Source organism: Stenotrophomonas sp. YJH_SMC_48-3 (genome assembly GCF_059369375.1).
Map to the genome: position 1 here is coordinate 190453 of NZ_JCAFSQ010000001.1, position 23369 is coordinate 213821.

The window sequence follows — 23369 nt, forward strand, 5'->3', positions numbered from 1 at the left end:
CCCGGGAGCGTTTTGCCCGCCGAACGCCCACGCGCTCACTTATTGCGCTGCACCCCTGCCAGGAGAGAACCCCGATGTTGCCCGCCCGCCACCACCGCCCCCCCTGTCGTTCGATCGCTCCGCTGTCGCTGGCCATCGCCGGCGTGCTGCTGTCGGTCGCCGTTCCTGCCTTCGCCCAGGAGAGCAAGGACAAGGCCACCGACCTGGCCCGCATCGAGGTCACCGGCTCCAACATCCGCCGCACCGACGTTGAAACCGCCTCGCCGGTGCAGGTGATCAGCAAGCAGGACATCCAGAACATGGGTGCGCGCACGCTGCTGCAGGTGCTCGACAACCTGCCGGCCGCCCGCCCGGCGCAGCAGGACGCGCGTTCGCTGTTCACCGGTTCCGACGGTGCTTCGCAGGCCAACCTGCGTGGCTTGGGCGCGCAGGGCACCCTGGTGCTGCTGAATGGTCGTCGCCTGTCGTACTACGGTGCACCGGCCGGCTTCCAGACCCAGTTCGTCAACATCGACGCGATCCCGGCTGCGGCCATCGAGCGCATGGAAGTGCTGACCGACGGCGCTTCGGCGGTGTACGGCACCGACGCGGTGGCCGGCGTGATCAACGTGATCACCAAGCGCAACTTCCAGGGCGCCGAGGTCAGCTTCACCAACGACACCTCCTCGCGCATCGACTCCTACGGCGAGCGCCAGGCCAGCATCACCGCCGGCTTCGGTGACCTGGCCGAGAACCGCTTCAACATCTACGGTGCGGTCAACATGTACCGCCGCGACGCGATTCCGCTGAGCGATTTCTACGACAAGCGGCCCGACCAGTACTACGTCAACAATCCGAACTACCTCAACAACCTGCGCCTGGGCGTGGGCAGCAAGCCGGGTGAATTCAATCCGGGCACTTACTTCGCCTTCGATCCGGTCACCGGCCGCCGCGTGCAGGAAGCCGCGCCGGGCTGCAGGAACGTGCTGACCAGTGAAGCGGCCGGCCCGCGTTGCGTCTGGGAAACCTGGATGAACAACGAGATCGACGCCGGTGCCAAGTCCGAGCGCAACACCGCCTACCTCAACGGCACTTTCCTGGTGGGTGACAGCACCGAGATCTTCGCCGAGGCGACCTACACCGACATCGACCTGCGCGCCAACGGCGGCACGCCGCGCACCTACGGCACCACCACCGGCAACCCGACCAGCTGGTTCTCGCGCAATACCGGCAACACCGTCAACCAGTTCCTGTACCCGTTCCTGGGCCCCAACAACGAATACAACCATGCCAGTCCGCAGTTGAAGGCGATGATGGGCGGGGTGGTCGGCCTGAACTACCTGCTGCAGGATGCCGGCCCGAACTACTTCGGCCAGCGCAACACCGACAAGAGCTACCGCGTGCTGGCCGGTGCGCGTGGCAACCGAGGTGACTGGAACTGGGAGACCGCCTTCGCCAGCGCCGGTACCCACTCCACCACCTACCAGACGATCAACGTCAACACCAAGGGCTTCGAGAAGGCGTTCGGGCCGTACACGATCGATCCGGGTACCGGTCGGGTGATCATTTCCGACCACCCGGCGTACAAGTTCGGCGAGATCAGCGAAGCCAACGCCGCGCTGATCCGTGAGGCGTTCCCGACCTTCGACATCCAGTCGTGGACCCGCCTGCATACCCTGGACGGCAAGATCGAAGGACCGCTGTTCCAGCTGCCGGCCGGTGAGATGCGCGCCGCGTTCGGCTTCAACGCCAGCCGCGAGACCTTCTACACCCCGGGTAATGCGGATGCGGCCAACGGCCTGATCACCCAGCAGGGTGGCTCGTGGTTCGATGGCAAGCGCAACACTTACGCGCTGTTCGCCGAGACCGTGGCGCCGATCACCGACAAGCTGGAAGTGGATGCGGCGGTGCGCGTGGACAAGTACCCGAACTTCAGTGCCAACGTGGCGCCGAAGATCGGCTTCAAGTACCAGGCCTTCGACCAGCTGATGCTGCGCGGCACCTATTCCACCGGCTTCCGCGCACCGAGCCTGGCCGAGTCCGGCAATGGCGGCGTGTTCGCACAGCTCGGTGGCTTCCGTGACGAGCTGCGCTGCGGCGAGACCAACGCCATCGCCAACCTGCTGCTGAAGTCGCAGCGGCCCGGTGACGTCGACCTCGGCAAGAACCTGCTGAACGTCGACTGCAGCCGCACCGTGGCGCGCATGACCCAGCCGAACAAGGACCTGAAGCCGGAAAAGGCCAAGATCGCCACCCTCGGCTTCGTATACGAGCCAGCAACCTGGCTGTCGGTGTCGGCCGACTACTGGTTCATCTACCGTGACAATGAAATCGTCGCGCCGGACTACCGCCGCATGGAAGACATCATCTCGATGTCGCGCTCGCCGATCACCGACAGCGACCGTGCCAATCTTGCCCAGTTGGCGGCGATGTGCGCCGACCCGGCCAGCGGCGTGAGCTGCCCGGCCACCCTGCCGGGCTACTCCGCCGGCAACGTGGCCAGCGTGGTCGGCCAGTACAAGAACCGCGGCAAGACGCTGATCGACGGATTCGACATCGACGCGCGCAGCCGCTTCTCGCTGGGCGACTGGGGCAACCTGAACATCGGCCTGGCCGCCACCATCGCCAACCGCAACCGCTTCTACATGGACGCGGAGAACGGCTGGTACTACGGCGACGTGGTGGGCTACTACAACAACCCGCGCCTGCGTGCCACGCTCAATGCAGACTGGACCTACAAGCAGGTGACCACCAGCATGTTCGTCAACTACGTGGGCGGCACCAAGTGGGCCACCGACCAGATCGACGAAGAGAGCAACAACAAGGAAACCTGCACCGGCGGCTACCTGGCCCTGCAGAAGAGCAAGTGCGATGGTGCACCGTCGTGGTGGACCGCCAACATGAGCGTCACCTGGCGCCCGGATGACGCGTGGAACCTGAGCTTCACCGTCAAGAACCTGTTCAACCGCCTGCCGTTCTACGATCCGAACAGCTTCCTGGGTGACTCCAGTGACTACGCCACCATCTTCGGTCGTGGTTACAGTGTGACCATCGGCTACCGATTCAAGTAATTCCGTTTGCGTGACCCGGCGGGCCGGCTACGGCCGGCTCGCTGCCAAGAGGAGAGATGTCTGCCATGAAGCGTAGGGAATTCATCGCGGCCAGTGCCGCTGTCGCCGCCAGCAGCCTGCTGCCGCAGACCCCGGCATGGGCACGCGGGCGCAAGGTGCGCCTGGCCATGATCGGCACCGGGATGCGTGGGCTGGTGCTGCTGAAGGAGCTGGTGCGCCGCGACGATGTCGAGGTGGTCGCGTTGTGCGACATCGAGCCGATCATGCTCGGCCGCGCCATGGACATGGTGGCCAAGGCCGGCAAGCCGGCCCCGAAGACCTACGGCCAGGATCGCGACACCAATGCCTGGAAGCGCCTGTTGGATCAGAAGGGCATCGATGGCGTGATCATCGCCACGCCGTGGGAGTACCACGCGCCGATGGCGATTGCCGCGATGCAGGCCGGCGTGGCCGTGGGCTGCGAAGTAGTGGCCGGCATCACCCTGCAGGACCACTGGGACGTGTTGAAGACCCAGCTGAGCACCGGTACCCCGTACATGCTGCTGGAGAACGTCTGCTACCGCCGCGACGTGATGGCGGCGTTGCAGATGGTGCGCCAGGGCCTGTTCGGCGAGCTGGTGCATCTGCAGGCGGGCTACCAGCACGATCTGCGTGGGGTGAAGTTCAATTCCGGCGATCCCAACCAGCCGTACGACAGCGGCGTGGAGTTCGGTCCCAAGGGCTGGAGCGAAGCACGCTGGCGCACCGAGCATTCGGTGCAGCGCAACGGCGAGCTGTATCCCAGCCACAGTATCGGCCCTTGCGCGATGTATACCGGCATCAACCGTGGCAACCGCTTCACCCACATCAACGCCTTCGCGACCAAGGCACGCGGCCTGCACGAATACACCGTGGCCAAGAGTGGCGGCACCACCCACCCCAGCACCCAGGTGAAGTTCAAGCTGGGCGACATCGTCACCACCACGCTGGCGTGCGAGAACGGCGAGACCATTCTGCTGCAGCACGACACCTCGCTGCCGCGCCCGTACTCGATGGGCTTCCGCGTGCAGGGCACCAAGGGTCTGTGGATGGACGTGAACCATTCGATCCACATCGAAGGCCGCAGCCCGCCGCACCAGTGGGAGGAGTTCAAGAAGTACCAGGACGAGTACGAGCACCCGCTGTGGAAGCAGAATGCCGATACCGCCGCCAGCGCCGGCCACGGTGGCATGGACTGGTTCGTCATCCACGCGTTTGTCGAGGCGCTGAAGGCCAAGGCACCGATGCCGATCGACATCTACGACGCGGTGACCTGGAGTGCGATCACGCCGTTGAGCGAGCAGTCGATCGCCAACAGCTTCCAGACGCTGGAGTTCCCGGATTTTACTGCTGGTGCGTGGAAGACGCGCAAGCCGATCTTCGCGTTCGATGGTAAGTACTGATCTGCTCTGTGTAGAGTCGAGCCATGCTCGACTGCTTTGAACACAACGCCGGGCATAGCCCGGCGTTGTTGTTTGTGGCGTCCCCCTACCAAGCCCATGCTAGGCTCGGCTTCGTGCCGGACAGTTGATGTCAAACGACAGAGAGGAGCTGCCTGATGCGCCTGCTGACCTTCACCTGTCCACTTTGCGGCGCCGCGGGGCAGCGGTTTCCACTGCTTTCCGCATCGAGACGGCAGGCGAAGACGGCATGCAGGGGATGTGGCGTGGTGCTGCGCTCGGATCCTCGCTTGGGCCTGTATACGCTCTACCTGTTGTATACACAGATCATCGTAATGCTGGCTGCATTACCCATGATCTGGGCCTATGCCTCGGGCCGATGGTTCTGGCTGGCTGCGATCTGGGCCGTGGTGTTGATGTTGTCCTGGGTCCCCGGCGCGATCAGGCACGCACGAAGTCCGATCGTGCGCGCCTGGCGCGATCCCGATTACAGCTATGCGCGCAGGCCGGGCGCTACCACTACGCGCGCCGCTGCAAACCCCGGGCAGGGTAGCGATGTGCCAGGTGCCAGCCAATGATCCGGCCGATCATTCTGCTCCTGACCGCAAGCATGGCCGCGTGTGCATCGCACCCGGCCGATGCCGTGCAGTGTCCCGAGGCCACGATCACCTACATCGGCAGTGAAACTGTGGATACCGTGGTCCTTGGCAGGTTCCAGATCGCTACGGAGGGATCGCAGGCACTACGGCTGCCACTGGCCAGCGTGGATCGGCAGGCGCATGCACACGCGGTATCGACCGATATCCGCGACGAACACGGTCTGGCCTGGCGTCCCTTCAGTGTTGTTCGGGAAGAGCTCAAGCCGCCGGCTGCGGACCTGGTGGTTGCACGTGGTGAGATTGAAACCTTCCTGTACGACGGCAAGGGCGCCTTCCTGCCCGGTGCCGTGCAGAAGGGGCAGGCGCTTTCCATCGTCGTGCGCGATCTTCAAGGTTGCACACATCGCTCGATGCCGTTCGCTCCTGAGCCACGTTGACGTGGAAGCGCAAGCGAGAGGCCCGGGGTGACGGGAACGAGCAGGGGAAGATGGCGCGCCCGGAGGGATTCGAACCCCCGACCAATGGCTTCGGAAGCCACTACTCTATCCGGCTGAGCTACGGGCGCGTTGTACTGCCACTACCGGTTACCCGGTGGTAGCCGGGGATTCTAGCGAACTCCGCGGGAAAAATCTGCCCTGACGGCTAGGGCGTGGCCTGCCAGGGGAGGGGGCTTCGTCGCCAGAGGCCCTGGTGTCAGTCGTTTCCGAACAGATCCCGGGTATAGACCTTCTCTGAAACGTCCGAAATCTCCGGCGACAACCGATTGGCCAGGATCACGTCGCACTCGGCCTTGAAGCGCTCCAGGTCATTGCTTACCCGGGAATTGTAGAAGTGCGGAACCTGCAGGACCGGCTCGTGGACGACCACCTCGATGCCCTTGGCCTTGATGCGCTTCATCACGCCCTGGATGGCCGAGGCGCGGAAGTTGTCCGAGCCGGATTTCATCACCAGGCGATAGATGCCGACCACCTTGGGTGCTCGCTTGATCACCTCGTCGGCGATGAAGTCCTTGCGGGTGCGGTTGGCTTCCACGATGGCGTGAATCAGGTTCTGGGGCACATCGCTGTAGTTGGCCAGCAACTGCTTCGTGTCTTTCGGCAGGCAGTAACCGCCATAGCCGAACGAAGGGTTGTTGTAATGGCTGCCGATGCGCGGATCCAGGCTTACGCCATCGATGATCTGGCGCGTGTCCAGTCCGTGCGAGGCGGCGTAGGTGTCCAGTTCGTTGAAATAGGCAACGCGCATGGCGAGGTAGGTGTTGGCGAACAGCTTGATCGCCTCGGCCTCGGTGGAATCGGTGAACAACGTGGGTACGTTCTTGCTCACTGCGCCTTCCTGAAGCATCCCGGCAAACGCCTCCGCGCGCTCCGAGCGCTCACCCACGATGATCCGGCTGGGGTGCAGGTTATCGTACAGCGCCTTGCCTTCGCGCAGGAACTCTGGGGAGAAGATGATGTTGCCGGTGCCGAAGCGTTCGCGAAGCTCGTCCGTGCAGCCCACCGGGATGGTCGACTTGATGACCATCACCGCATCAGGGTTGATTGCCACGACATCGCGGACAACCGATTCCACCGACCCGGTATTGAAATAGTTGCTCTGCGGATCATAGTCCGTGGGCGTGGCGATGATCACGAACGCGGCACCGGCATAAGCATCCTGCGGATCGAGCGTCGCCCGGAGATTCAGAGACCGCTGCGCCAGATACTCCTCGATCTCGCGATCTTCGATGGGAGCCTTGCGGGAGTTGAGCAGCTGGACGCGCCCCGCATCAATGTCGAGCGCCACTACCTCGTGATTCTGCGCAAGCAGAACGGCATTGGAGAGGCCAACGTAGCCGGTGCCGACGACGGAAATTTTCAATTGAGTTTCCCAGATACCATGGCGCCAGGTGAACTGCGCATTCAGAGAAATTGAAAGCTGAGGATCAAGAATTCATCCGGATTCCCTGGTCGGATTAACTAGCCAGCGGAAAGAAAGTCCCTGATCGATTGAAGAAGCTTTTCCTTTTCCAAAGATCCCGCCTTTGCGGGACCACGGTCGTGGGCTAGCGCCTTCCTCATCGCTACTTCAAATTCATCAGCGGAGGAGCATACAAAAATACCCGGAACCATCGAAAATTCAGCGGCAGTATCAACCTGATGATCATTGACGTGTTCGCCGAGCCTGTGCTGCCGAGGGATGATCACCGCAGGTACGCCTTCCTCAAGCGCACGAATGATGTTTCCCATTCCTGCATGCGTAACCAGCACATCACACTCCGAAATCCTCCTAGAAAACTCGGGCATGCTGATCATGGCTGCGCCGCCGAAAGACGGAGCAGTCGAGGACGGCCCAGATTGCGCATATCCAACAGCTTCGCTGTTCACGGAAAGCCACTGGGAAACGTAGTCGATGAGCCTCGGGAAAGGCGCTTGAGTACCCACGGAAGCAAAGATCTGGATCATATTATTTTTCCGCAGTAGAGCACCTTGTGGTCATCAGCAAGGCTTGGCCATTGCGTGAACACCTGATGAGATACTCGAAGGGCAATTCTTCCCGACACCGACAATCTTCGGGTGTTGGCTATACTGTCAATCCACAGCGTCCTAGCGCCAACGAATCGACCGGCAATAATCCCGATGATGCCAGGGGCCGCCCCGGTGGATATGATGTGCGTCGGCCGAAGGAAGAGGACCTTGAAGAAAACCTTCGGGATCCCCAAGAGTGCCGCGAACGGGGATTGCCGATTGAAATCAGGAAGAGACACCACGGCGTCGTAGACGTCGCCCTTCAATTCCTGCTCGGCAGCTACCGTGGCAAGAGTCAGCGTGCCAGTGGTCCTTGCCGCAACGGCGATGCGCTGCATCTGCACCAAGTGGCCTCCGCCTGAACAGATGAGCAGTACCCGCTTATCCATTGAGCACTCCGGAAAGTGCGCTCGCTTGGGAACGCCATCGCTCATTCTTTAGCTGCAGGCCCCGCCTGGATGCCTCCTCAAATGCGCGGATATCAGAGAGTACCTCCAAGATTCCTTCTGATATCGATCGTGCGTCAAGTGTATCCACGAACTTTGCACCAAGAAAAAGTTCCCGAAGTGTCGGTGTGTCGGAAAGAATCATGGCCTTCTGAAAGCTGATGGCCTCGTTGGCAACGCTGAGCTGGACATTTGATCGGGTAGTAAGGCCAAGGACCGCGCCGCAATTGGCCAGAAGGCTGTCGAAATCCTCCAGCGGCATGAATCCAGTGAATCTTACATTGCTCGGTGCCATCGCAACGGTGTCGTTTGAAATCTTGCCATCAAAACGCCCAGTCACATGGAATTCAACATCCGGGGTCAACCTGGCAGCCTCAAGCACAACTTCTATCGGTTCATCCTCGTCAAACGAGCAAGGGAACAGAACGGATCGGCTGAAACCCTCTCTTCCAGTTGGCACGGCCTCATCGGCCGCGCGATCCTCGAGTACGAGGATGTTGCGCAGATTCGGGAAAATCGCTTGACACTCATGGCGCACTTGTTCGTTGTGAACAATCACCGCATCCGCCTTCGACATGCAGAAATTCAAGGCAGGGAAGGCGAGCCATTTCTGTCGAAAATAGCTGTTGTGCACGTCGATTGCTACTTTGACTTTTTCTCCGTGAAGAATCTTGTAAAGAGCAGCCAAGTAGACAAGAAAGCTCGGTGGAGCCTGAATCCAGACTGTTTTCGGCGCTCCAAGGACCAGGTGTCGCATGGTTTTGAGTATCCGCGCCACATAGTCAAAGAGCATGAGCTTTCGGCTCTTGAATACTCTTGGGAAGTATGCGATGTCATAACCCCAGTGCGCCTTCATTGTCTCTGCGCGACGCTGGAAGCCGACCCAGGCGATCATTGAGCTGTTTTTTTTCATATCGAGAAATGCACGGGGAATGAGGCGGTGTACTGAATGTCGGGTGATCTGCTTCCAATTCTACGCGCGGGTGAGCCGGCGACGATGGCAAAATCTTCCACCGGCTTGGTCACGATGCTGCCAGGATAAACAATTGCTCCGCGCCCGATGCTGGCCCCTGGCATGATTCGGACTCCCGGAAACAACCATGCATCATCACCAATGGTGACTTCGCTACAGAAGACCCGTGCATGAGGATCCTTCATATCATGGCCCATGGTGTATATCCTGCAGTCATGGGAGATGTTCACGTTGGATCCTATCGTCACGCTGCCTCGATTATCAATGAAACACCACCTGTTGATGGTTGTGTTGCTTCCGATGCGGCACTTCCTGAGGTCAAAGAATCTCACGAACCCATGAATGGTCGTCCCGCTTCCGATGGGGCCGAAAGCCAGGGAAGCAATAAATCGTCGAGCAGGGAAAAAGAAGGCTGCGCTGAGCACGACATTTGCAAGTTCGACGGCAAGCTTCTTGATGGTCAGTCGGGCGCTCAATTTTTGCCTCCATTGCAAGGTTTTAAAATTCCCTTTCGGGTCGCTGTGAGCCGGGCTCTATTTATTTTTTTTCAATTCTTCGGAACATGAAAACAGTAACGAGTGGTGCTATCAGGTACATGGGCTTGAAGATTCCGCGGTTCATCAGCTCCAGGGTGTAAAGGAAGCAGATGGTTAGCAACGCCAGTGTTTTCGGATCGCGCGTGACGTTGAAACGTGCTGTGAGCTTTCCAAGCAGCCAGCCTGACAGCAAGAAATAGACCACTACGCCAATATATCCGTAGCCGATCATCAAGCCCCCAAGGATTGAAGGTGTCAGCGACGAGTCTTCTCTGCCGTTCACGACCATGCCAAGAATGCGCCCAGATGTAAGCGAGTAGCCTGGGAGCATCGTCAGAAAGTCAGAGAAGAAGAACCACGACCGCTCGATATATGAGCTCATGTCATCGGCCCTGTCCATCGATGCCTCGGCAACGCCCATGCCCTCTCTGGAGGCAAGATGAAGTGGAATGTACGGCAGGCTGAACTCTGGCAATTTGACGTCAAACTCGCGAATCATCCCCTGCCAGCTCAGAGTCCGACCGATAGAGTTGTTGGTTCGAATCAGATATGAAAGACCAAAGGAAAACATCGCAACTGGCGCGATTGCAGCGAACGCCAGGCGAAAGCGCTTGACCTTCGCGTCATCCTTCAAAGACATCAGGACAATCAGCCCGATTCCCAGTACAAGTAGAATCGGCTGGTTTCTATAGCCCAGGCAAAGCAACATGAGCAATGCGAGAGTCGGAAGTCCGAGCATGGACCAGCGGAAACGCTGTTGACGGATCATGTCGATGCAGAATTTTGAAAGCACAACGGGAATTGAAAGTTCAACCAGGTAGGATGCCTTGGCAGATATTCCGAACCGAGCCTCCGGATTCAGCAGAACCAGCCCGTGCGTTGCCACAATCGAGAGGGCTGCGCCGGTTGAGGCAATAAGAATTCCGTAGCAGGCCCAACTCTTGAGGCGATAGCTTGGGGCGTCGGTTGGCAATTGGCTGGTACGGCGTCCGATCTGGCGGCCTATTAGATACGCGGCTACTGCCAGCAGCAGAATGCCCGCCCACATGTATTGATTTATGTATCCGCGATATGTCGTGAAGGAAACAATTCCGAAGCCGTAATAGGCCACCAGTGCCGCTAGGAAGGCAACGTCTGGCTTGCGTGCTACATCTACTACTGCTGGGTACAGGATGAAGGAAAGTAGGAAAACAGGCACCAAGCCTACTATCGATCCGACCAGTGAGGCGGTATCCTGTTGGCCTGCGGAAAAGAGTGTGAGTATGCCGGCAAAGCCTGCCGCAAGGGCAGTTGCTGCAATGACGTTCCTGAAGGTTTTAACCATGGGCGTTGCTCTCCCGATTGCGCAGTCCAACGGCCGTTACGTAGAGCAACAGGCAAAGCGCGGTATCGCAGGCGATCGAAACGAACGCTGCACCCTTCCAACCTAGTTGCGGAATCAGAATTATATTTCCGACGATGTTTGCGCCGGCGACGATGATCTGTATGACGCTGCGAATTCCCTGATAGTCGGCTCCCGTCATTGCATCTGCCATGAGGAAGTGGAATGATCGAAGCAGCGGAATTACTGCAAGGTACTTCAGGATCGTGGCCGTCTGCTCATAATCCTGCCCAAGTATCCATGTTGCCATTCCGGAGCACGCAAATATTCCCATGCTGCCAATCAGTCCCAGGCCGACTGTGGCTGGGAGATACTTTCTGGAATAGGCGAGAGACTCGGAAATGCCATTGGCTCCGGCCTTAAAAAAGCCCGGATATGTAACCGTCAGAAGAGCGCGAACTGGCGAGAAGGCAACGTCGACGATCTTATAGGCTGCAGCATAGTTTCCAGATATGTCGGCTGATGCGAGCCTTGGCATGATCAGTTTGTCTGCATCGTTGTAGATTCCCTGGGACGAAATTCCAAGTGAGAACTTGAGTCCGTCGAGAATTTCAGCGGTGTGCAGGCGTCTTTTGATGCCGTAATTTTTTATGAATACAGATACGTAGATCGCGCATGGGATGATTGCGCTCGCCATGTACAGCGAAAGCCAGATCCCAAGGCTGTCTTCGGCAATCATGAAGCCAAGAGCAGCTGCCGCGATCCTGAAGAGGGACGTCAGGATTGTGGCACCTGCCACGGCGTTGATCCGGCTTTGTGACTGGAATGCCTGAACCGTGATCTCCTGCAGTTTGGTTGCAAGGAGCTCCGAGAGAAGCACCGCTGCCGCAATTGCCCACCCTCCCGGTCCGAGGCTTCCATTTAAAATGAGTAGATAAGCGGGGCTGGCGATGAACAGCGTGCCAAGCGCGAACGCAAGTGCACTTCCATAGTAGGAAGAGAGTGTGCTTGGATCGCGCGAACACCGTTTTACGATCAGCGCACCGCTGCCCAGTCCAATAAATGGAGACATGATGATCGAGAGCGCTATCGCGGCCGAAAAATGGGCAAAGGTGTCAGGGCCCACGGATCTCGCAAATGCGACAAAGTAGAGAGCTTGTGCCGCTAGACGTGCGACATTAGCCAAAACGACCGTTATCGCCGCCTTTGCAGTTTTTCCGCTTCCGCCTTTGAGCTTGTTGCGAATAAGGTCAATCATCAAGAGTGCTGCGCCAGTTCTTCGGTTGCTGTTCTTCTGTGCTTAAGGGGGCCGGCGCCGTACGGTGCCTGTGCCTTGTGCGGCAGGGCATGCAGTCTGGCCCGCCGTAATGCCATCTATCGGCGTGGGGTTGTAGTTGCACGGAAGGTCGACGAGAAGGCGCTCGTCCAGGCTCCCCCTGCGACGTCGATGTGGGTGCGAGCATGCTGATGCGCCTTGTTATGCCTTGGGCCTGATCAATTTGCTGCGCGATTAGCGGTCCTTCGTCCTTGAGGTAGTCTGCGGTAGCTGTTGGAACTGCGGGCCGGTCTTCTTGTGCATCGTGCACATGAGGAGTCCTCGTAAGCAGCTTCTTTGCTGTCTTTGGCCCAACGAGAGGCCTTCTGGATGCCCGGCGGTTCGGTGCATAGGGCCTAACGCCCCATCATAGCAGGTAGGGATTTCCGGGCGTTCGGCCTCCTGATCACATGCGGCGGTGTGGGAGGGTGCCGGGCAGGGCTGTCTGCGTGCTGCGCCGATGGCGTATCGGTTCGCATGGCGGGCAGGCTGTCTGCATCAAGATCAGGTACACTGTAAGGTTCTAGCCTGAAAAAATAGCATGGTCAATGCCGCATTGGCCCTGGACAGCGCGGGAGTTCCCCCCCCTTGGGGAGGGGGTAGGCGGGCCATGATGTCGTATGCCGCTGGTTCGATTGCAATAGTGGGCGGGAGCGCTCGGCCCGTATCGCGTATTGATGGGCTATGACGTCGATTTAAAACCTAAGTGGAAGCAATGAACAACAAAATGGAATCGCGGAATTCTTCTAGGGAAGACGACTTTGATCTGCGCGAACTTGCGGGCATCTTCCTTGATCGCAAGTGGTGGATCGTCGGCACTACGGGGCTCTTCTTCCTTGTGGGTGTTTCATACGCGCTGCTTGCGCCCCCCGTGTTCCAGGCGCAGGCCATGGTGCAGGTCGAATCCAAGGTTCCTACCATCCCGGGCTTGGCCGATCTGGCTTCGCTTGGAGGAAGCGGGAGCACTGCTTCTACCACGGAGGTGGCGCTCCTGACGTCCAGGACTGTTGTTGGCACGGCCGTGGATGACCTGCAGCTTGACGTGACCGTGGAGCCCTACCGTTTCCCGCTCATCGGTGGCTTCATGGCCCGTCGGTTCAGTCCGGAGCTTCCCAATGAGGTTTCTAGTCCTTGGCTCGGCATTGCTCGATATGGCTGGGGCGGCGAAGAGCTTCGCGTCTCAAGCCTTGTTGTTCCCCAGTCGAAAGTGGGCTCGGCATTGACTCTGATTGCAGGGGAGGAGGCCGGCAGCTTTAGTCTTCTGGACGAAGATGGTACGGAGCTGCTGAAAGGAAAGGCAGGCACGACCGCTCAGGTCAAGGACCTGAAGATAGACGTTGCCGCTCTTCGTGCAAACCCTGGGACGCACTTCCGTATCACCAAAATGCGTCGCTTGGATGTAGTGGGCGAGGTCCGGGAGAATCTACAGGCCAGCGAGGACGGCAAGGATTCCGGGATTCTCCAGTTGACGTATGAAGACGTGGATGCTGATCGCGCGCAGGCAGTCGTCCAGCGTGTTGTCGAATCCTATGTCAGGCAGAACGTGGACCGCAGTTCGGCGGAGGCTGCCTCGCAGCTGCAGTTCGTCAAGGAGCAGTTGCCCACCATTCGGCTGCAGGTCGAGCAGGCACAGGCTGCAATGAGTGCATATCAATCCCGTTCCAACGCGGTTGATATCACGATGCAGACCAAAGGTTTGCTTGAACAGGAAGTTGCGGTCGAGGCCAGCATCCAGCAGCTTCGGTTGCGGCAGGCGGAAATGGATCGCAGCTTTACCCGTGAGCATCCAGCATATCGTGCGCTGCTTCGGCAGATCGGCGAATTGGAGTCTAGGAAATCTGGATTCCAGCGCGAAGTAGGTACTCTTCCAAACACGCAGCAGGAGCTTCTCCGTCTGACCCGTGATCTTCAGGTCAGCAATGAGCTCTACACTGCATTGCTTAACCAGGCTCAGCAATTGGATGTCGCCCGTGCTGGTGCGGTTGGCAATGTTCGGATTGTTGACGCCGCTGTGGTCGATACGGCGAATCCGGTTCGCCCGCGCAAGGGTCTGGTTGTTATCATTTCGACCTTGCTTGGTGCGTTTCTGGCTGCCGGTGTAGCACTGCTCCAGCGTATGCTGAATCCAGGAATCGAAGATCCTGCGGATATTGAAGCTCTGGGACTGCCTGTTTACGCCGCGATTCCTCTCAGTGTGTCAACTACGCTGCCAAGGCTGCGTAAAAGCAGGCACGGTACGCGCGTAATCGCAGACGGTCGCCAGCACCTTCTTGCTCTCACGGCTCCCGCTGATCCAACCGTGGAAGCGTTGCGGAGCCTTCGCACCAGCCTGCATTTTGCAATGCTGGAGGCAAAGAACAACATACTGGCGATCTCCGGCCCTCGCCCGGGCGTAGGCAAGACTTTCGTCTCCACCAACTTGGCTGCAGTTATCGCGCAGGCTGGACAGCGTGTCTTGGTCATCGACGCCGATATGCGCAAGGGCACGTTGCACAAGATCCTGGGCGTATCAGCGCAGTCCGGCCTGTCTGATGTGATCAGTGGAAAGTTGGCTGCAGATGACGTCATCCACCCAGTTCCCGGCCTGGACAATATGCACTACATGGTGCGAGGAGACGTTCCGCCTAATCCGGCAGAGTTGCTGATGCATCCCCGATTTGCGCAGCTGCTTCAAGATATGTCGAGCCGCTACGATCTGATTCTTGTAGATACCCCTCCAATTCTAGCGGTCACTGATCCGGCGTTGGTGGCAGCGCACGCCGGGTCCAGCCTCTTGGTCACTCGATTTGGCGTGAACCAGGTCAAGGAGATCGAGCTTACATTGCAGCGATTTGAGCAGAATGGGGTTCAGATCAAGGGCGCGATCTTCAATGCAGTGGAAAGGCGCGCAACTGGCTACTACAGCTACGGGTATTACGAGTACCAGTCGGATGGTAAGGAATAGCGGATGTTGATATTTGAGCTGCGAAGACTTGCCCGTCTTCGCAGCTCTGCCCCTTGGATGTCTGCCAATCAGGGAGTGGAAGTGACAGCTGTACCGGTGATTTCCATGCCGTGCGTCGCGGTCTCCCAGATGAAGTGTAGTTGGCCGCGGCTTGGTCGATTCAAAGAAAGCCACTTTCCCGTATTTGTCATCGGGCGCTCCATGCGGCCGTGAAGTTGGGCGTAGCCGATTTCCAGAGTGCCGGCCAGTGAGCCCTTCAGCTGGCCGCTGCAGAGCCATTTGGGTGGCGTAGGAGCCAATGCCATGCTCGTCTGGAACTCCATGGCTTGTTGGAGTCGATCGGCGTAGTCCTGATACAGCGTGCCGCCTTGGATCCTGTTTGTCTCTGCAGCATTTATAAATGCGGCCAAGCCAAAAGCAGTGTGTGGCAGGTCGCGGCAGGTTTCCTGTGCGAGTCCAGACGCCATCTGCTTCTGGTTGAACCAGTTCGATGGTGATGGTTTGTTGCAATTTGGTTGGGGTTTTGGCTTGGCGCCATCGGACTTCATGTACACGTACGCGGGGAACTGTGATTTCCAATCCATCACAGCACTGTTATAGACGTCTCTCCGATTTGTATACACGCCAATATTCATGCGAGCCTCAATGCCGCTCGCGTACCAATTGCCATTGACGCATTCGGGCATCGCGTCGATGTCGCCCAGGTACTGCTCAAGCAGCCATTCTCCAAATAGCTTTGCTCTATCTTCTGGCCAGGCCCGACTGGTATATCTCAGGATTTCAGCCGAACGCGTCCACAGTTCAGCTGCCCATGAAGCCTGCAATGATCTATTGGTTCCCAGATGGCCGCCGGTGAGAGTCTCAGACCAGGAATCCATGATTTCTGCGGCGACCATGAAGTGACGCGAATCACTCAGGTAGGCGCCCAGCAGTGCATGGGTGTACGCTGCTTGGGCATCGCGCACTTCATCCGAGCAGCCAATGTCGGGCCGTGAGTATGGGCCGCACAATACCTGCGCATGCGGCTGGGATTTGTAAGTAAGTCTAGCCAGTGGAGACTTTTTCATGACCTCAATCGCTTGGGTCCGAACTAGGTCATTCCGCTTTAGAAGAGTCTGTGTGTCGATAATTGATTGGCGATCGACAAGAATTCCCGGGTGAACAAAATCTGACGCGCCACACCTGAATGTAATCATCAAGGCAAGAGCCGCCGCAAAGCCCAGAAAGCGAACGTTCAAGAATGATGATGGTGGTTTGGGCTGGGCGGTCAACGTGTTTTCCCCTAACGATTGAGCCTGTGGTTGTCTTGATCGATATCTTTGTCTCGAAGGCAATCGTAAGCAGTTTCTACGTCGGCACGCCACTGGACAGGAGTATCCTATCGCCATGGCTGATACCCCCCTCATTTCGCCGCAGTCGCCGGCGACGCCGCGTTGGCGGCATTACTGGAGTCTGATGCGCGCTGATCGCCCGATCGGCACGCTGCTGCTGCTGTGGCCCACCTGGTGGGCGCTGTGGCTGGCCGCGGGCGGCCTGCCGCCGCTGTGGACCCTGTTCGTGTTCACCGCCGGCGTGTGGCTGACCCGCTCGGCCGGTTGCGTCATCAACGACTACGCCGACCGCTGGCTCGACCCGCATGTGGAGCGTACCAAGTCGCGTCCGCTGGCCACCGGCGCAATCAGCGGCCGTGCTGCGCTGGCGTTGTTCGCCGTGCTGATGCTCGTGGCGTTCGGCCTGGTGCTGACCCTGAATGGCCTGACCATCGGCCTGAGCCTCATCGGCGTGTTCCTGGCCGCCAGCTACCCCTACCTGAAGCGCTACACCCATCTGCCACAGGTCTATCTGGGAATGTCCTTCGGCTGGGGCATCCCGATGGCGTTCGCCGCCGTGCAGGGCGAGGTGCCGATGCTGGGCTGGCTGCTGTATGCCGGCAACATCCTGTGGTCCACCGCCTACGACACCTGGTACGCCATGGTCGACCGCGAGGACGACCTGAAGATGGGCTCGCACTCCACCGCGATCCTGTTCGGTGATCTCGATCTGGTCATCCAGGGCGTGCTGTACGCGCTGTTCCTGGCCACCATGGCGCTGGTTGGCGTGCGCGGCGGGCTGGGCGGCTACTACCTGGCCGGTGTGGCCGTGGCCACGGTGCTGGTGGTGTACGAGTTCTGGATCTGCCGCAACCGCGAACGCGGTCCGTGCTTCAAGGCGTTCCTGCACAACAACTGGGTGGGTGCCGCGCTGTTTGCCGGCATCGCCGTGGACCTGGCGCTGCATTGAGAAGCGCAGCCGAGCGTGGGCTCGGCTCTACAGGTGGCCCCCCCCGAAACCGGATATCCGTAGCGCCCGAGCCCATGCTCGGGCGGCGGCGCACAGCGCCGGGCCTTCCGCCGCCTACGACCAATAGGTGGCTGACAGCCTGCACCCCACCGCCCAGAATCGGTCCATCGAACCTGGGAGGGTAGGCGATGGCCTCGAAGGCAGCAGTACAGGATGGCTGGATGGCGCGCGCAGCGCTGCGCTCGGCCGCCTGGGCGGAAAAGTGGTTCCCCGACGCGTATGTGTTCGCGGTGCTGGGCGTGGTCATCGTCGCGCTGGCCGCGATGGGCTTCGGCTCGACCCCGCAGGCCACCGCCAGCGCCTTCGGTGACGGCTTCTGGAGCCTGATTCCCTTCACCATGCAGATGGCCTTCGTGGTCATCGGTGGCTACGCCGTGGCCACCGCGCCGGTGGTCGCACGCTTCATCGATTTCCTCGCCCGTGTGCCGCGCACCGGTCGCGGCGCGGTGGTGTACGTGGGCCTGGTCAGCATGCTCGCCTCGCTGCTCAGCTGGGGCTTCTCGCTGGTGTTCGGCGGCCTGCTGGTCCGCGCGTTGGCCCGCCGTACCGAACTGCACATGGACTACCGCGCGGCCGGTGCTTCGGCCTATCTCGGTCTGGGTGCGGTGTGGGCGATGGGACTGAGTTCCTCGGCCGCACAGCTGCAGGCCAACCCGGCCAGCATGCCGCCGGGCCTGGTGGAGATCACCGGCGTCCTGCCGTTCACCGAAACCATCTTCCTGTGGCAGTCGATCGCCCTGACCGCAGTGCTGATCCTGGTCTCGCTGCTGATCGCCTGGCTGACCGCGCCTGCGGCCGGCAGTGCGCGTACCGCCGAGGAGTTCCCCGGCGCCGCGCAGGCCGAGCCGGAGCCGCTGCAGCGCCGCACGCGCCCGGGCGAGTGGCTGGAGTACAGCCCGCTGCTGACCGTGCTGCTCTCGTTGCTGGCGTTCGGTTGGCTGTTCAACGAGTTCGCCAACAAGCCGGTGGTCACCGCCATCGCCAACCTCAACACCTACAACTTCCTGTTCATTTCGCTGGGCCTGCTGCTGCACTGGCGCCCGCGCAGCTTCCTCAACGCGGTGGCCAAGGCGGTGCCGAGCACCACCGGCGTACTGATCCAGTTCCCGCTGTACGGCGGTATCGCGATGATCCTCACCCACGCCGCCGGCGGTGACGGGCAGACCTTGGCGCACCGGCTGTCGAGCCTGTTCGTGCACGTGGCCAGCACCGATACCTTCGCGCTGGTGATGGGCGTCTATTCGGCGGTGCTGGGCTTCTTCGTGCCGTCTGGTGGCGGCAAGTGGATCATCGAGGCGCCCTACGTGATGCAGGCCGCCAACGAACTGAAGGCGCACCTGGGCTGGGCCGTGCAGGTCTACAACGCGGCCGAAGCGCTGCCGAACCTGATCAACCCGTTCTGGATGCTGCCGCTGCTGGGTGTGCTGGGCCTGAAGGCACGCGACATCGTGGGCTTCACCTTCATCCAGCTGCTGGTGCATATCCCGCTGGTGCTGGGCCTGCTGTGGCTGCTGGGGATGACGCTGGCGTACGTGCCGCCGGTGATGCCATGAATGCAGCGTTGGCTTCCCTGTGTGAGCCGGGAAAGCCAGCCTCGTTCAGCGCGTGTCTCCGGCTGCGAGCGCCATGAATGCGTGCAACGCCGATGACGGCATGAGCACATGCCGAACCCGCATGAATCCTTCAGGCGCTTGTCCCGCAAGAGGTTCCGCGCGTTCATTCACAGGCGTACACACGAATGTAGCTGGCCACCCACGTGTGATTAACCAATCGCTGCAGACGATGGTCCCGTCCACCGCATTCCGCGCGTGGCTTTGGAGATCGGACATGGCACAGCAGAACCAGAACCCGAACCAGAAGCAGCAGGGCCAGCAGAACCAGCAGGATCAGCAGCAGGGGCGCGGCCGCGACCAGCAGCAGCAACAGCAGCAGGAACAGCAGCAGCGCAACCAGCGCAACCAGCAGCAGGGTGGGCAGGACGAGGAAGAGTGACTTCGATGCCCCAGCCTGGGCAACCCGCGAAGCCCCGCCCTGTGCGGGGCTTCGCTTATTCCAGCACGCCGATGCGCTGCAGCACCGGCGCCGCCGACATGTCATTGGGATTGGTGCCGGGCTGGTCCTGCGGCACGTCCATGCCCATGCCGCGGTACAGATCCACCCAGTGCCGGGCGATCTGCCCGGTCTGAGGGTTGCGGAAGTTCATCGGCTGCAACGCGAACACATGGTGCGCACGGAATGCGCGCTCGATGAAGTCCGAGCAGTAGTAGCTGTCCTCGTTCAACACGTATGACGTGTTGTACGGTTTGCCCAGCATCGTGCGTGCGGTCGCGATCGCATCCTTGATGGCGGCCTGCTGCGGTGCCTGCAGGCGGTAGACCACGATCTGCCGCTGCCTGGCGCGGGCGTCCTGGCGGAACTCGACCAGGGATTGCCGGCGCGATCCCTTCTCGTCGGCGTGCAGTACCTCCCACCCCTGCGACGCCAAGGCGACAAGGGCCACGTGGTCGAAGCTGGGGCCGTGCTGCTTGCCGGTGGCATCGTCGATGGCCGCGCTGAGGCCGCTGCGGCCGGCGGTGACGAACAGCAGGTCGCCTTCCCGGACCTCCAGTGCGGCCACAACACCAGGCCACAGCGTTGGCGCCAGCAGGGAGAGGGCAAGCAGGAATGCGCGCATGGGGGCCAGGGTCGAAGCGTGTGCGGCGTAGTCTAACGGCTGCTGCGATGACGTTGATTTCAGCCCAAGTGTGATATGAGTCTCAATTCAGCATGTCGGGATATTCCTGACAGCGGATGTTGAAACTGAATCGACAGAGGCATGGCTATCCTTGCCTCCCTACCGCGCCGGAACCGCGCGCGACCGCCCGGAATCAGGAGGATCCCTTGAACCAGCTCCGCCCCGTTGCCCTGCTTGCGCTTGCCCTGGGGCTTGCGCTGTCGGGCTGCAAGCCTGCGCCCCAGGCTGCCATCACTGACGCCGCCGCACCGGCTCCGAGCAGCACGGCCGCCGCCACGACGCCGGCCACGCCGGTTGCCGCGGCCCCGGCAGACGCGTCTGCCAGCTGCCCCCATCCGGTCTTCGACGACTTCCTCAAGCATTTCGGCAACGAGATCGCGCTGCAGGAAACGTCCACTGCCGATCCGCTGCTGGACAGCCACATCGATGGCGACGCCGAGCCGGAGCCACGCAAGGTGGAGGAGAAGGTGCCGCTTGCCAAGGTCGAATGGCCGGTGATGCCGGACCCGGCCACGCTGCAACGCCAGGGCCGCGAGATGCAGGTCACCCGCCTGCCCGACGGCCAGGTACAGGTGCAGATGCGCACCCCCGATACCAGCGACCAGCAGATCTACACCTTTGCCCAGAAGCCGTGCTGGCAACTGGTCAAGCGTGAGGACGAATCGATCTGACCCCTGAGCGACCGCCTGCGGGCGGTCGTGTGATTCACCCAAGGAGCACCGCATGCGTCTGTCTCCCGTTGCCCCCGTGCTGGCCCTGATGCTTGCTGCCTGCAGCGGCCCTGAGGCGGCTGCACCGGCGGCGGCCCCCGCTTCTACTGACCCGGCAGCGACGCCGGCCGCACCAGCGGCTGCCGTTGCGGACCTTCCCACCTCTCTTACGCGCGACGAGACCGGCATGCATATCGATTGCCAAGGCACCCGCCTGCACCTGGCGGCCCAGCCCACCCAAGACACGGACGCTTCCCGGCTGACCACGCTGGAAATCGAAAAGGACGGCGCACGCCAGGCCATTGCTGCGCCCAAGGAGATGGACGGCTATACCGCCGTTGGCCTGGCCTGCGTGCAGGACCGCAGCGGTACGCCGTACTTCGTCGTGCAGTACGGTGAACTGCCGTTCGGCTGCAGCTTCTGCGAGTGGTACTACCTGTACGACGCCAGTGGCCGCCAGTTGACCCACAGCACCCCCCCGCTGCGCGGCGCGGAAGGCGAGGAGCAGGAGCCCAACAACGACGAGTACGAGACGTTGATCGACTCGCTCGGCATCAAGCACCCGGAGGTGAACTACATCGAAGACTGAGCGCAGCGGCAGGACGTCGCACGCGCGCTGTGAACGCAGCACCGCAGTACCGCAGTACCAGAAGTACCAGGAGCAGTACCCCTTAAGGAAATCCCCTTTTTCATAGAATGGATAGCACAGACATGGCAGACATCTACCAGGACATGGTCCAGCCCCGCGGGGCGGCCTACAGCAGTGACCGCATCAAACCGTGGAGCCACTACCGGGAGCCGATCGACCAGAGCGACGGCCGCCTGCATGGCAATTCCCGCCGGTGGGGCGATGCGACCCCGGAAGTACAGTCACGGGTGATCGACACGATCATCGAGTCGGCGCGCGAGAAGGGCCTGACCCCACGCGAAACGGCGCACGTACTGGCCATCGCCCGCGTTGAATCGGGTTTCAACCCCGATGCCGCCGCTGGCACCACCTCGGCCTCGGGCCTGGGCCAGTTCATCGACAAGACCGGCAATCACTACCACCTCAACAGCCGCAACCGCTTCGACGTCGGCGCACAGTCCGACGCACTGGTTGACCATTACATCGATAACCGCACGCTGGCGCACAAGCGCGGCCAGGGTGAGGAGTACATCTACAAGTACCACCACGACGGCCCGACCCGCGATTACGGCGGCCTCACCCTGTCTGAAAAGAAGGTGATGCCGTACGTGGACAAGTACGAGCGGTTCGTGGAGCAGCGCCTGGGCCTGACCCACGGCCAGTCCCATGGCAGCCACGCGGCCCCCGCCGCAGCTGCGGCCACCCACGCGCAGGCCAAGCCGGCAGCGGCGCATGCCGAAGGCCAGACCCGCACCTTCGAGCAGACGATGCAGGTGATGCTGCCCCCGCAGAACGGGGTCAAGCCGCACATTACCGGTGAGTTCGGCGAACACCGCGCGCACAAGCCGCACGGTGGCACCGACTTCAACTATGTCGGCGGCCAGCACGGCCGTAATCTGCAGCACCCGACCGTCCACGCGCCGATCTCCGGAACGGTGACGTTCGTCGGTGGCGACTACGGCACGGTGAAGATCAGGGATGCACAGGGCAACTCGCACGAGATCCTGCACCTGCACTCGACCCAAGTGAAGGAAGGCCAGCCGATCAAGGCGGGCGAGCCGATCGGCACCATGGGCGGGCGGGGCCCGGGCGGTGCGGGGCAGTATGCCCAGCACGTGCATTACCAGTTGAAGGATCCGCACGGCAAGCTGCTCAGCCCGCAGGACTTCTGGGACCACGGCAAGCTGAAGGAAACCGGCAAGGGTGGCCATTCGCATGACGCCGACCACAACGGTGTGCTGCGCCAGGGGGCCAAGGGCGAGGAAGTGACTGCGCTGCAGAAGGAACTCAACCGCCTGGGCGTGCGCGACGGCCAAGGCAATCCGCTGAGCGAGGATGGCAAGTTCGGTGCCAATACCAGGGACGCACTGATCGCCTACCAGAAGCAGCACGGGCTCACCGCCGATGGCGTGGCGGGTCCGGCGACGCTGGGCAAGCTGGCCGAAGGCCGCAGCCATGCCGAGGCGGCGCCGAAGGGGCCGCAACTGGGCGACAAGGCGCATCCGGATACGCCGCTGCACAATGCGATCCGTGGCCACATGCCGGGCATGATCTGCAACGAGATGAGCGCGTATGTGACCGCCCAGGCCAAGGCCGCCGGCATCGATTCACCGGAGAAGCTGCAGGGCGTCACCGTGCAGGATGGCAAGGCCTTCGTCATCGGCACCGTTCCCGGCTTCCGTACTGCGGTGGACATGACCCAGACGGCACCGAGCCTGCAGGAGACCAGCGCTGCAATGCTGGCCAAGCATGAGCCTTCGCAGCAACACGTGCAGGACGAGCAGCAGCGCGTGGCCATGGGCCGCTGACCGCTGCGTGTGAAGAGGTGTGTGGTAAAGGAGGCCGGCC

General features: G+C 60.9%; 21 protein-coding genes and 1 tRNA gene. 12 read left to right on the top strand and 10 right to left on the bottom strand.

Annotated elements, in window-relative coordinates; genetic code table 11:
• Positions 1-74: 74 nt before the first annotated feature.
• From AC5P65_RS00850 to AC5P65_RS00865, 4 genes are all read left to right on the top strand, one after another.
• Positions 75-3050 carry a TonB-dependent receptor gene (locus AC5P65_RS00850; RefSeq protein ID WP_456115714.1) on the top strand — a complete coding sequence of 992 codons (2976 nt, stop codon included), beginning with the start codon at positions 75-77 and terminating at the stop codon, positions 3048-3050.
• A 65-nt stretch (positions 3051-3115) separates the two neighbouring features.
• On the top strand, positions 3116-4471 hold the full coding sequence (locus AC5P65_RS00855) for a Gfo/Idh/MocA family protein (RefSeq protein WP_495215370.1): 1356 nt from the start codon (positions 3116-3118) through the stop codon (positions 4469-4471).
• Positions 4472-4626: 155 nt separating this feature from the next.
• Positions 4627-5046, top strand: a complete 420-nt coding sequence (locus AC5P65_RS00860; protein WP_019661622.1) for a hypothetical protein — start codon at positions 4627-4629, stop codon at positions 5044-5046.
• Complete coding sequence (locus AC5P65_RS00865) at positions 5043-5504, top strand: adhesin (protein ID WP_495215371.1); 462 nt, start codon at positions 5043-5045, stop codon at positions 5502-5504. The genes AC5P65_RS00860 and AC5P65_RS00865 overlap by 4 nt, the downstream gene beginning before the upstream one ends.
• Positions 5505-5555: 51 nt before the next feature.
• Here the strand turns inward: AC5P65_RS00865 and AC5P65_RS00870 are convergent.
• From AC5P65_RS00870 to AC5P65_RS00895, 6 genes are all read right to left on the bottom strand, one after another.
• A tRNA-Arg gene (locus AC5P65_RS00870) sits at positions 5556-5632 on the bottom strand.
• Positions 5633-5760: 128 nt separating this feature from the next.
• Positions 5761-6927 (bottom strand): nucleotide sugar dehydrogenase, encoded by a 1167-nt coding sequence (locus AC5P65_RS00875; RefSeq protein WP_197575400.1) that lies wholly within the window; start codon positions 6925-6927, stop codon positions 5761-5763.
• A gap of 98 nt (positions 6928-7025) precedes the next feature.
• Positions 7026-7511 (bottom strand): glycosyltransferase, encoded by a 486-nt coding sequence (locus AC5P65_RS00880; RefSeq protein ID WP_053443669.1) that lies wholly within the window; start codon positions 7509-7511, stop codon positions 7026-7028.
• Complete coding sequence (locus AC5P65_RS00885) at positions 7508-7963, bottom strand: glycosyltransferase family protein (protein ID WP_053443668.1); 456 nt, start codon at positions 7961-7963, stop codon at positions 7508-7510. The genes AC5P65_RS00880 and AC5P65_RS00885 overlap by 4 nt, the downstream gene beginning before the upstream one ends.
• Entirely contained in the window at positions 7956-8915 is a 960-nt protein-coding gene (locus AC5P65_RS00890; RefSeq protein ID WP_197575404.1) for a hypothetical protein, read from the bottom strand. Before AC5P65_RS00890 ends, AC5P65_RS00885 begins: the two co-directional genes overlap by 8 nt.
• Positions 8916-8929: 14 nt before the next feature.
• Positions 8930-9190, bottom strand: coding sequence for an acyltransferase (locus AC5P65_RS00895; RefSeq protein WP_197575406.1), 261 nt, complete (start codon positions 9188-9190; stop codon positions 8930-8932).
• Between AC5P65_RS00895 and AC5P65_RS00900 the strand changes: the two genes are divergently transcribed.
• Positions 9182-9559: a hypothetical protein gene (locus AC5P65_RS00900; RefSeq protein WP_148563105.1), complete on the top strand. Its 378-nt coding sequence runs from the start codon at positions 9182-9184 to the stop codon at positions 9557-9559. The two genes, AC5P65_RS00895 and AC5P65_RS00900, sit on opposite strands and share 9 nt — an antisense overlap.
• Here the strand turns inward: AC5P65_RS00900 and AC5P65_RS00905 are convergent.
• Together AC5P65_RS00905 and AC5P65_RS00910 are read right to left on the bottom strand one after the other, a co-directional pair.
• Positions 9531-10853, bottom strand: a complete 1323-nt coding sequence (locus tag AC5P65_RS00905; protein ID WP_495215372.1) for a hypothetical protein — start codon at positions 10851-10853, stop codon at positions 9531-9533. The genes AC5P65_RS00900 and AC5P65_RS00905 overlap by 29 nt on opposite strands.
• Positions 10846-12108, bottom strand: coding sequence for an oligosaccharide flippase family protein (locus AC5P65_RS00910; RefSeq protein WP_197575417.1), 1263 nt, complete (start codon positions 12106-12108; stop codon positions 10846-10848). Before AC5P65_RS00910 ends, AC5P65_RS00905 begins: the two co-directional genes overlap by 8 nt.
• 772 nt (positions 12109-12880) lie before the next feature.
• On the opposite strand from AC5P65_RS00910, the gene AC5P65_RS00915 reads away from it, so the two are divergent.
• Positions 12881-15109, top strand: a complete 2229-nt coding sequence (locus AC5P65_RS00915) for a polysaccharide biosynthesis tyrosine autokinase (RefSeq protein ID WP_197575419.1) — start codon at positions 12881-12883, stop codon at positions 15107-15109.
• 68 nt (positions 15110-15177) lie between these two features.
• Here the strand turns inward: AC5P65_RS00915 and AC5P65_RS00920 are convergent, their stop codons facing one another.
• Positions 15178-16380 carry an alginate lyase family protein gene (locus AC5P65_RS00920; RefSeq protein ID WP_197575421.1) on the bottom strand — a complete coding sequence of 401 codons (1203 nt, stop codon included), beginning with the start codon at positions 16378-16380 and terminating at the stop codon, positions 15178-15180.
• A gap of 115 nt (positions 16381-16495) precedes the next feature.
• Here AC5P65_RS00920 and ubiA point away from each other — a divergent pair, with 115 nt between their 5' ends.
• From ubiA to AC5P65_RS00935, 3 genes are all read left to right on the top strand, one after another.
• Positions 16496-17389, top strand: coding sequence for a 4-hydroxybenzoate octaprenyltransferase (gene ubiA / locus AC5P65_RS00925; protein WP_495215373.1), 894 nt, complete (start codon positions 16496-16498; stop codon positions 17387-17389).
• A gap of 188 nt (positions 17390-17577) precedes the next feature.
• A complete protein-coding gene (locus AC5P65_RS00930) occupies positions 17578-19002 on the top strand; it encodes a short-chain fatty acid transporter (protein ID WP_495215374.1) in 1425 nt (474 codons plus the stop codon).
• A gap of 274 nt (positions 19003-19276) precedes the next feature.
• Entirely contained in the window at positions 19277-19441 is a 165-nt protein-coding gene (locus AC5P65_RS00935) for a hypothetical protein (RefSeq protein ID WP_005414774.1), read from the top strand.
• A gap of 55 nt (positions 19442-19496) precedes the next feature.
• Here AC5P65_RS00935 and AC5P65_RS00940 read toward each other — a convergent pair whose 3' ends face one another.
• Positions 19497-20123 (bottom strand): YiiX/YebB-like N1pC/P60 family cysteine hydrolase, encoded by a 627-nt coding sequence (locus tag AC5P65_RS00940; protein ID WP_019661619.1) that lies wholly within the window; start codon positions 20121-20123, stop codon positions 19497-19499.
• A gap of 206 nt (positions 20124-20329) precedes the next feature.
• On the opposite strand from AC5P65_RS00940, the gene AC5P65_RS00945 reads away from it, so the two are divergent.
• The 3 genes from AC5P65_RS00945 (at position 20330) to AC5P65_RS00955 (ending at position 23329) form a co-directional block, all read left to right on the top strand.
• Positions 20330-20854 carry a hypothetical protein gene (locus tag AC5P65_RS00945; protein ID WP_019661618.1) on the top strand — a complete coding sequence of 175 codons (525 nt, stop codon included), beginning with the start codon at positions 20330-20332 and terminating at the stop codon, positions 20852-20854.
• Between the two features lie 52 nt (positions 20855-20906).
• Positions 20907-21482, top strand: a complete 576-nt coding sequence (locus AC5P65_RS00950) for a hypothetical protein (protein ID WP_227852309.1) — start codon at positions 20907-20909, stop codon at positions 21480-21482.
• A gap of 122 nt (positions 21483-21604) precedes the next feature.
• Positions 21605-23329: a peptidoglycan-binding protein gene (locus AC5P65_RS00955; RefSeq protein WP_188249710.1), complete on the top strand. Its 1725-nt coding sequence runs from the start codon at positions 21605-21607 to the stop codon at positions 23327-23329.
• Positions 23330-23369 lie beyond the last annotated feature (40 nt).

What these genes read in the sequence shown, in the direction of transcription:
- AC5P65_RS00850 (WP_456115714.1), top strand. Translation starts at nt 75, where the DNA reads ATGTTGCCCGCCCGCCACCACCGCCCCCCCTGTCGTTCGATCGCTCCG.
- AC5P65_RS00855 (WP_495215370.1), top strand. Translation starts at nt 3,116, where the DNA reads ATGAAGCGTAGGGAATTCATCGCGGCCAGTGCCGCTGTCGCCGCCAGC.
- AC5P65_RS00860 (WP_019661622.1), top strand. Translation starts at nt 4,627, where the DNA reads ATGCGCCTGCTGACCTTCACCTGTCCACTTTGCGGCGCCGCGGGGCAG.
- AC5P65_RS00865 (WP_495215371.1), top strand. Translation starts at nt 5,043, where the DNA reads ATGATCCGGCCGATCATTCTGCTCCTGACCGCAAGCATGGCCGCGTGT.
- AC5P65_RS00880 (WP_053443669.1), bottom strand. Translation starts at nt 7,511, where the DNA reads ATGATCCAGATCTTTGCTTCCGTGGGTACTCAAGCGCCTTTCCCGAGG.
- AC5P65_RS00885 (WP_053443668.1), bottom strand. Translation starts at nt 7,963, where the DNA reads ATGGATAAGCGGGTACTGCTCATCTGTTCAGGCGGAGGCCACTTGGTG.
- AC5P65_RS00890 (WP_197575404.1), bottom strand. Translation starts at nt 8,915, where the DNA reads ATGATCGCCTGGGTCGGCTTCCAGCGTCGCGCAGAGACAATGAAGGCG.
- AC5P65_RS00900 (WP_148563105.1), top strand. Translation starts at nt 9,182, where the DNA reads ATGGCCCATGGTGTATATCCTGCAGTCATGGGAGATGTTCACGTTGGA.
- AC5P65_RS00895 (WP_197575406.1), bottom strand. Translation starts at nt 9,190, where the DNA reads ATGGGCCATGATATGAAGGATCCTCATGCACGGGTCTTCTGTAGCGAA.
- AC5P65_RS00905 (WP_495215372.1), bottom strand. Translation starts at nt 10,853, where the DNA reads ATGGTTAAAACCTTCAGGAACGTCATTGCAGCAACTGCCCTTGCGGCA.
- AC5P65_RS00910 (WP_197575417.1), bottom strand. Translation starts at nt 12,108, where the DNA reads ATGATTGACCTTATTCGCAACAAGCTCAAAGGCGGAAGCGGAAAAACT.
- AC5P65_RS00915 (WP_197575419.1), top strand. Translation starts at nt 12,881, where the DNA reads ATGAACAACAAAATGGAATCGCGGAATTCTTCTAGGGAAGACGACTTT.
- ubiA (WP_495215373.1), top strand. Translation starts at nt 16,496, where the DNA reads ATGGCTGATACCCCCCTCATTTCGCCGCAGTCGCCGGCGACGCCGCGT.
- AC5P65_RS00930 (WP_495215374.1), top strand. Translation starts at nt 17,578, where the DNA reads ATGGCCTCGAAGGCAGCAGTACAGGATGGCTGGATGGCGCGCGCAGCG.
- AC5P65_RS00935 (WP_005414774.1), top strand. Translation starts at nt 19,277, where the DNA reads ATGGCACAGCAGAACCAGAACCCGAACCAGAAGCAGCAGGGCCAGCAG.
- AC5P65_RS00940 (WP_019661619.1), bottom strand. Translation starts at nt 20,123, where the DNA reads ATGCGCGCATTCCTGCTTGCCCTCTCCCTGCTGGCGCCAACGCTGTGG.
- AC5P65_RS00950 (WP_227852309.1), top strand. Translation starts at nt 20,907, where the DNA reads ATGCGTCTGTCTCCCGTTGCCCCCGTGCTGGCCCTGATGCTTGCTGCC.
- AC5P65_RS00955 (WP_188249710.1), top strand. Translation starts at nt 21,605, where the DNA reads ATGGCAGACATCTACCAGGACATGGTCCAGCCCCGCGGGGCGGCCTAC.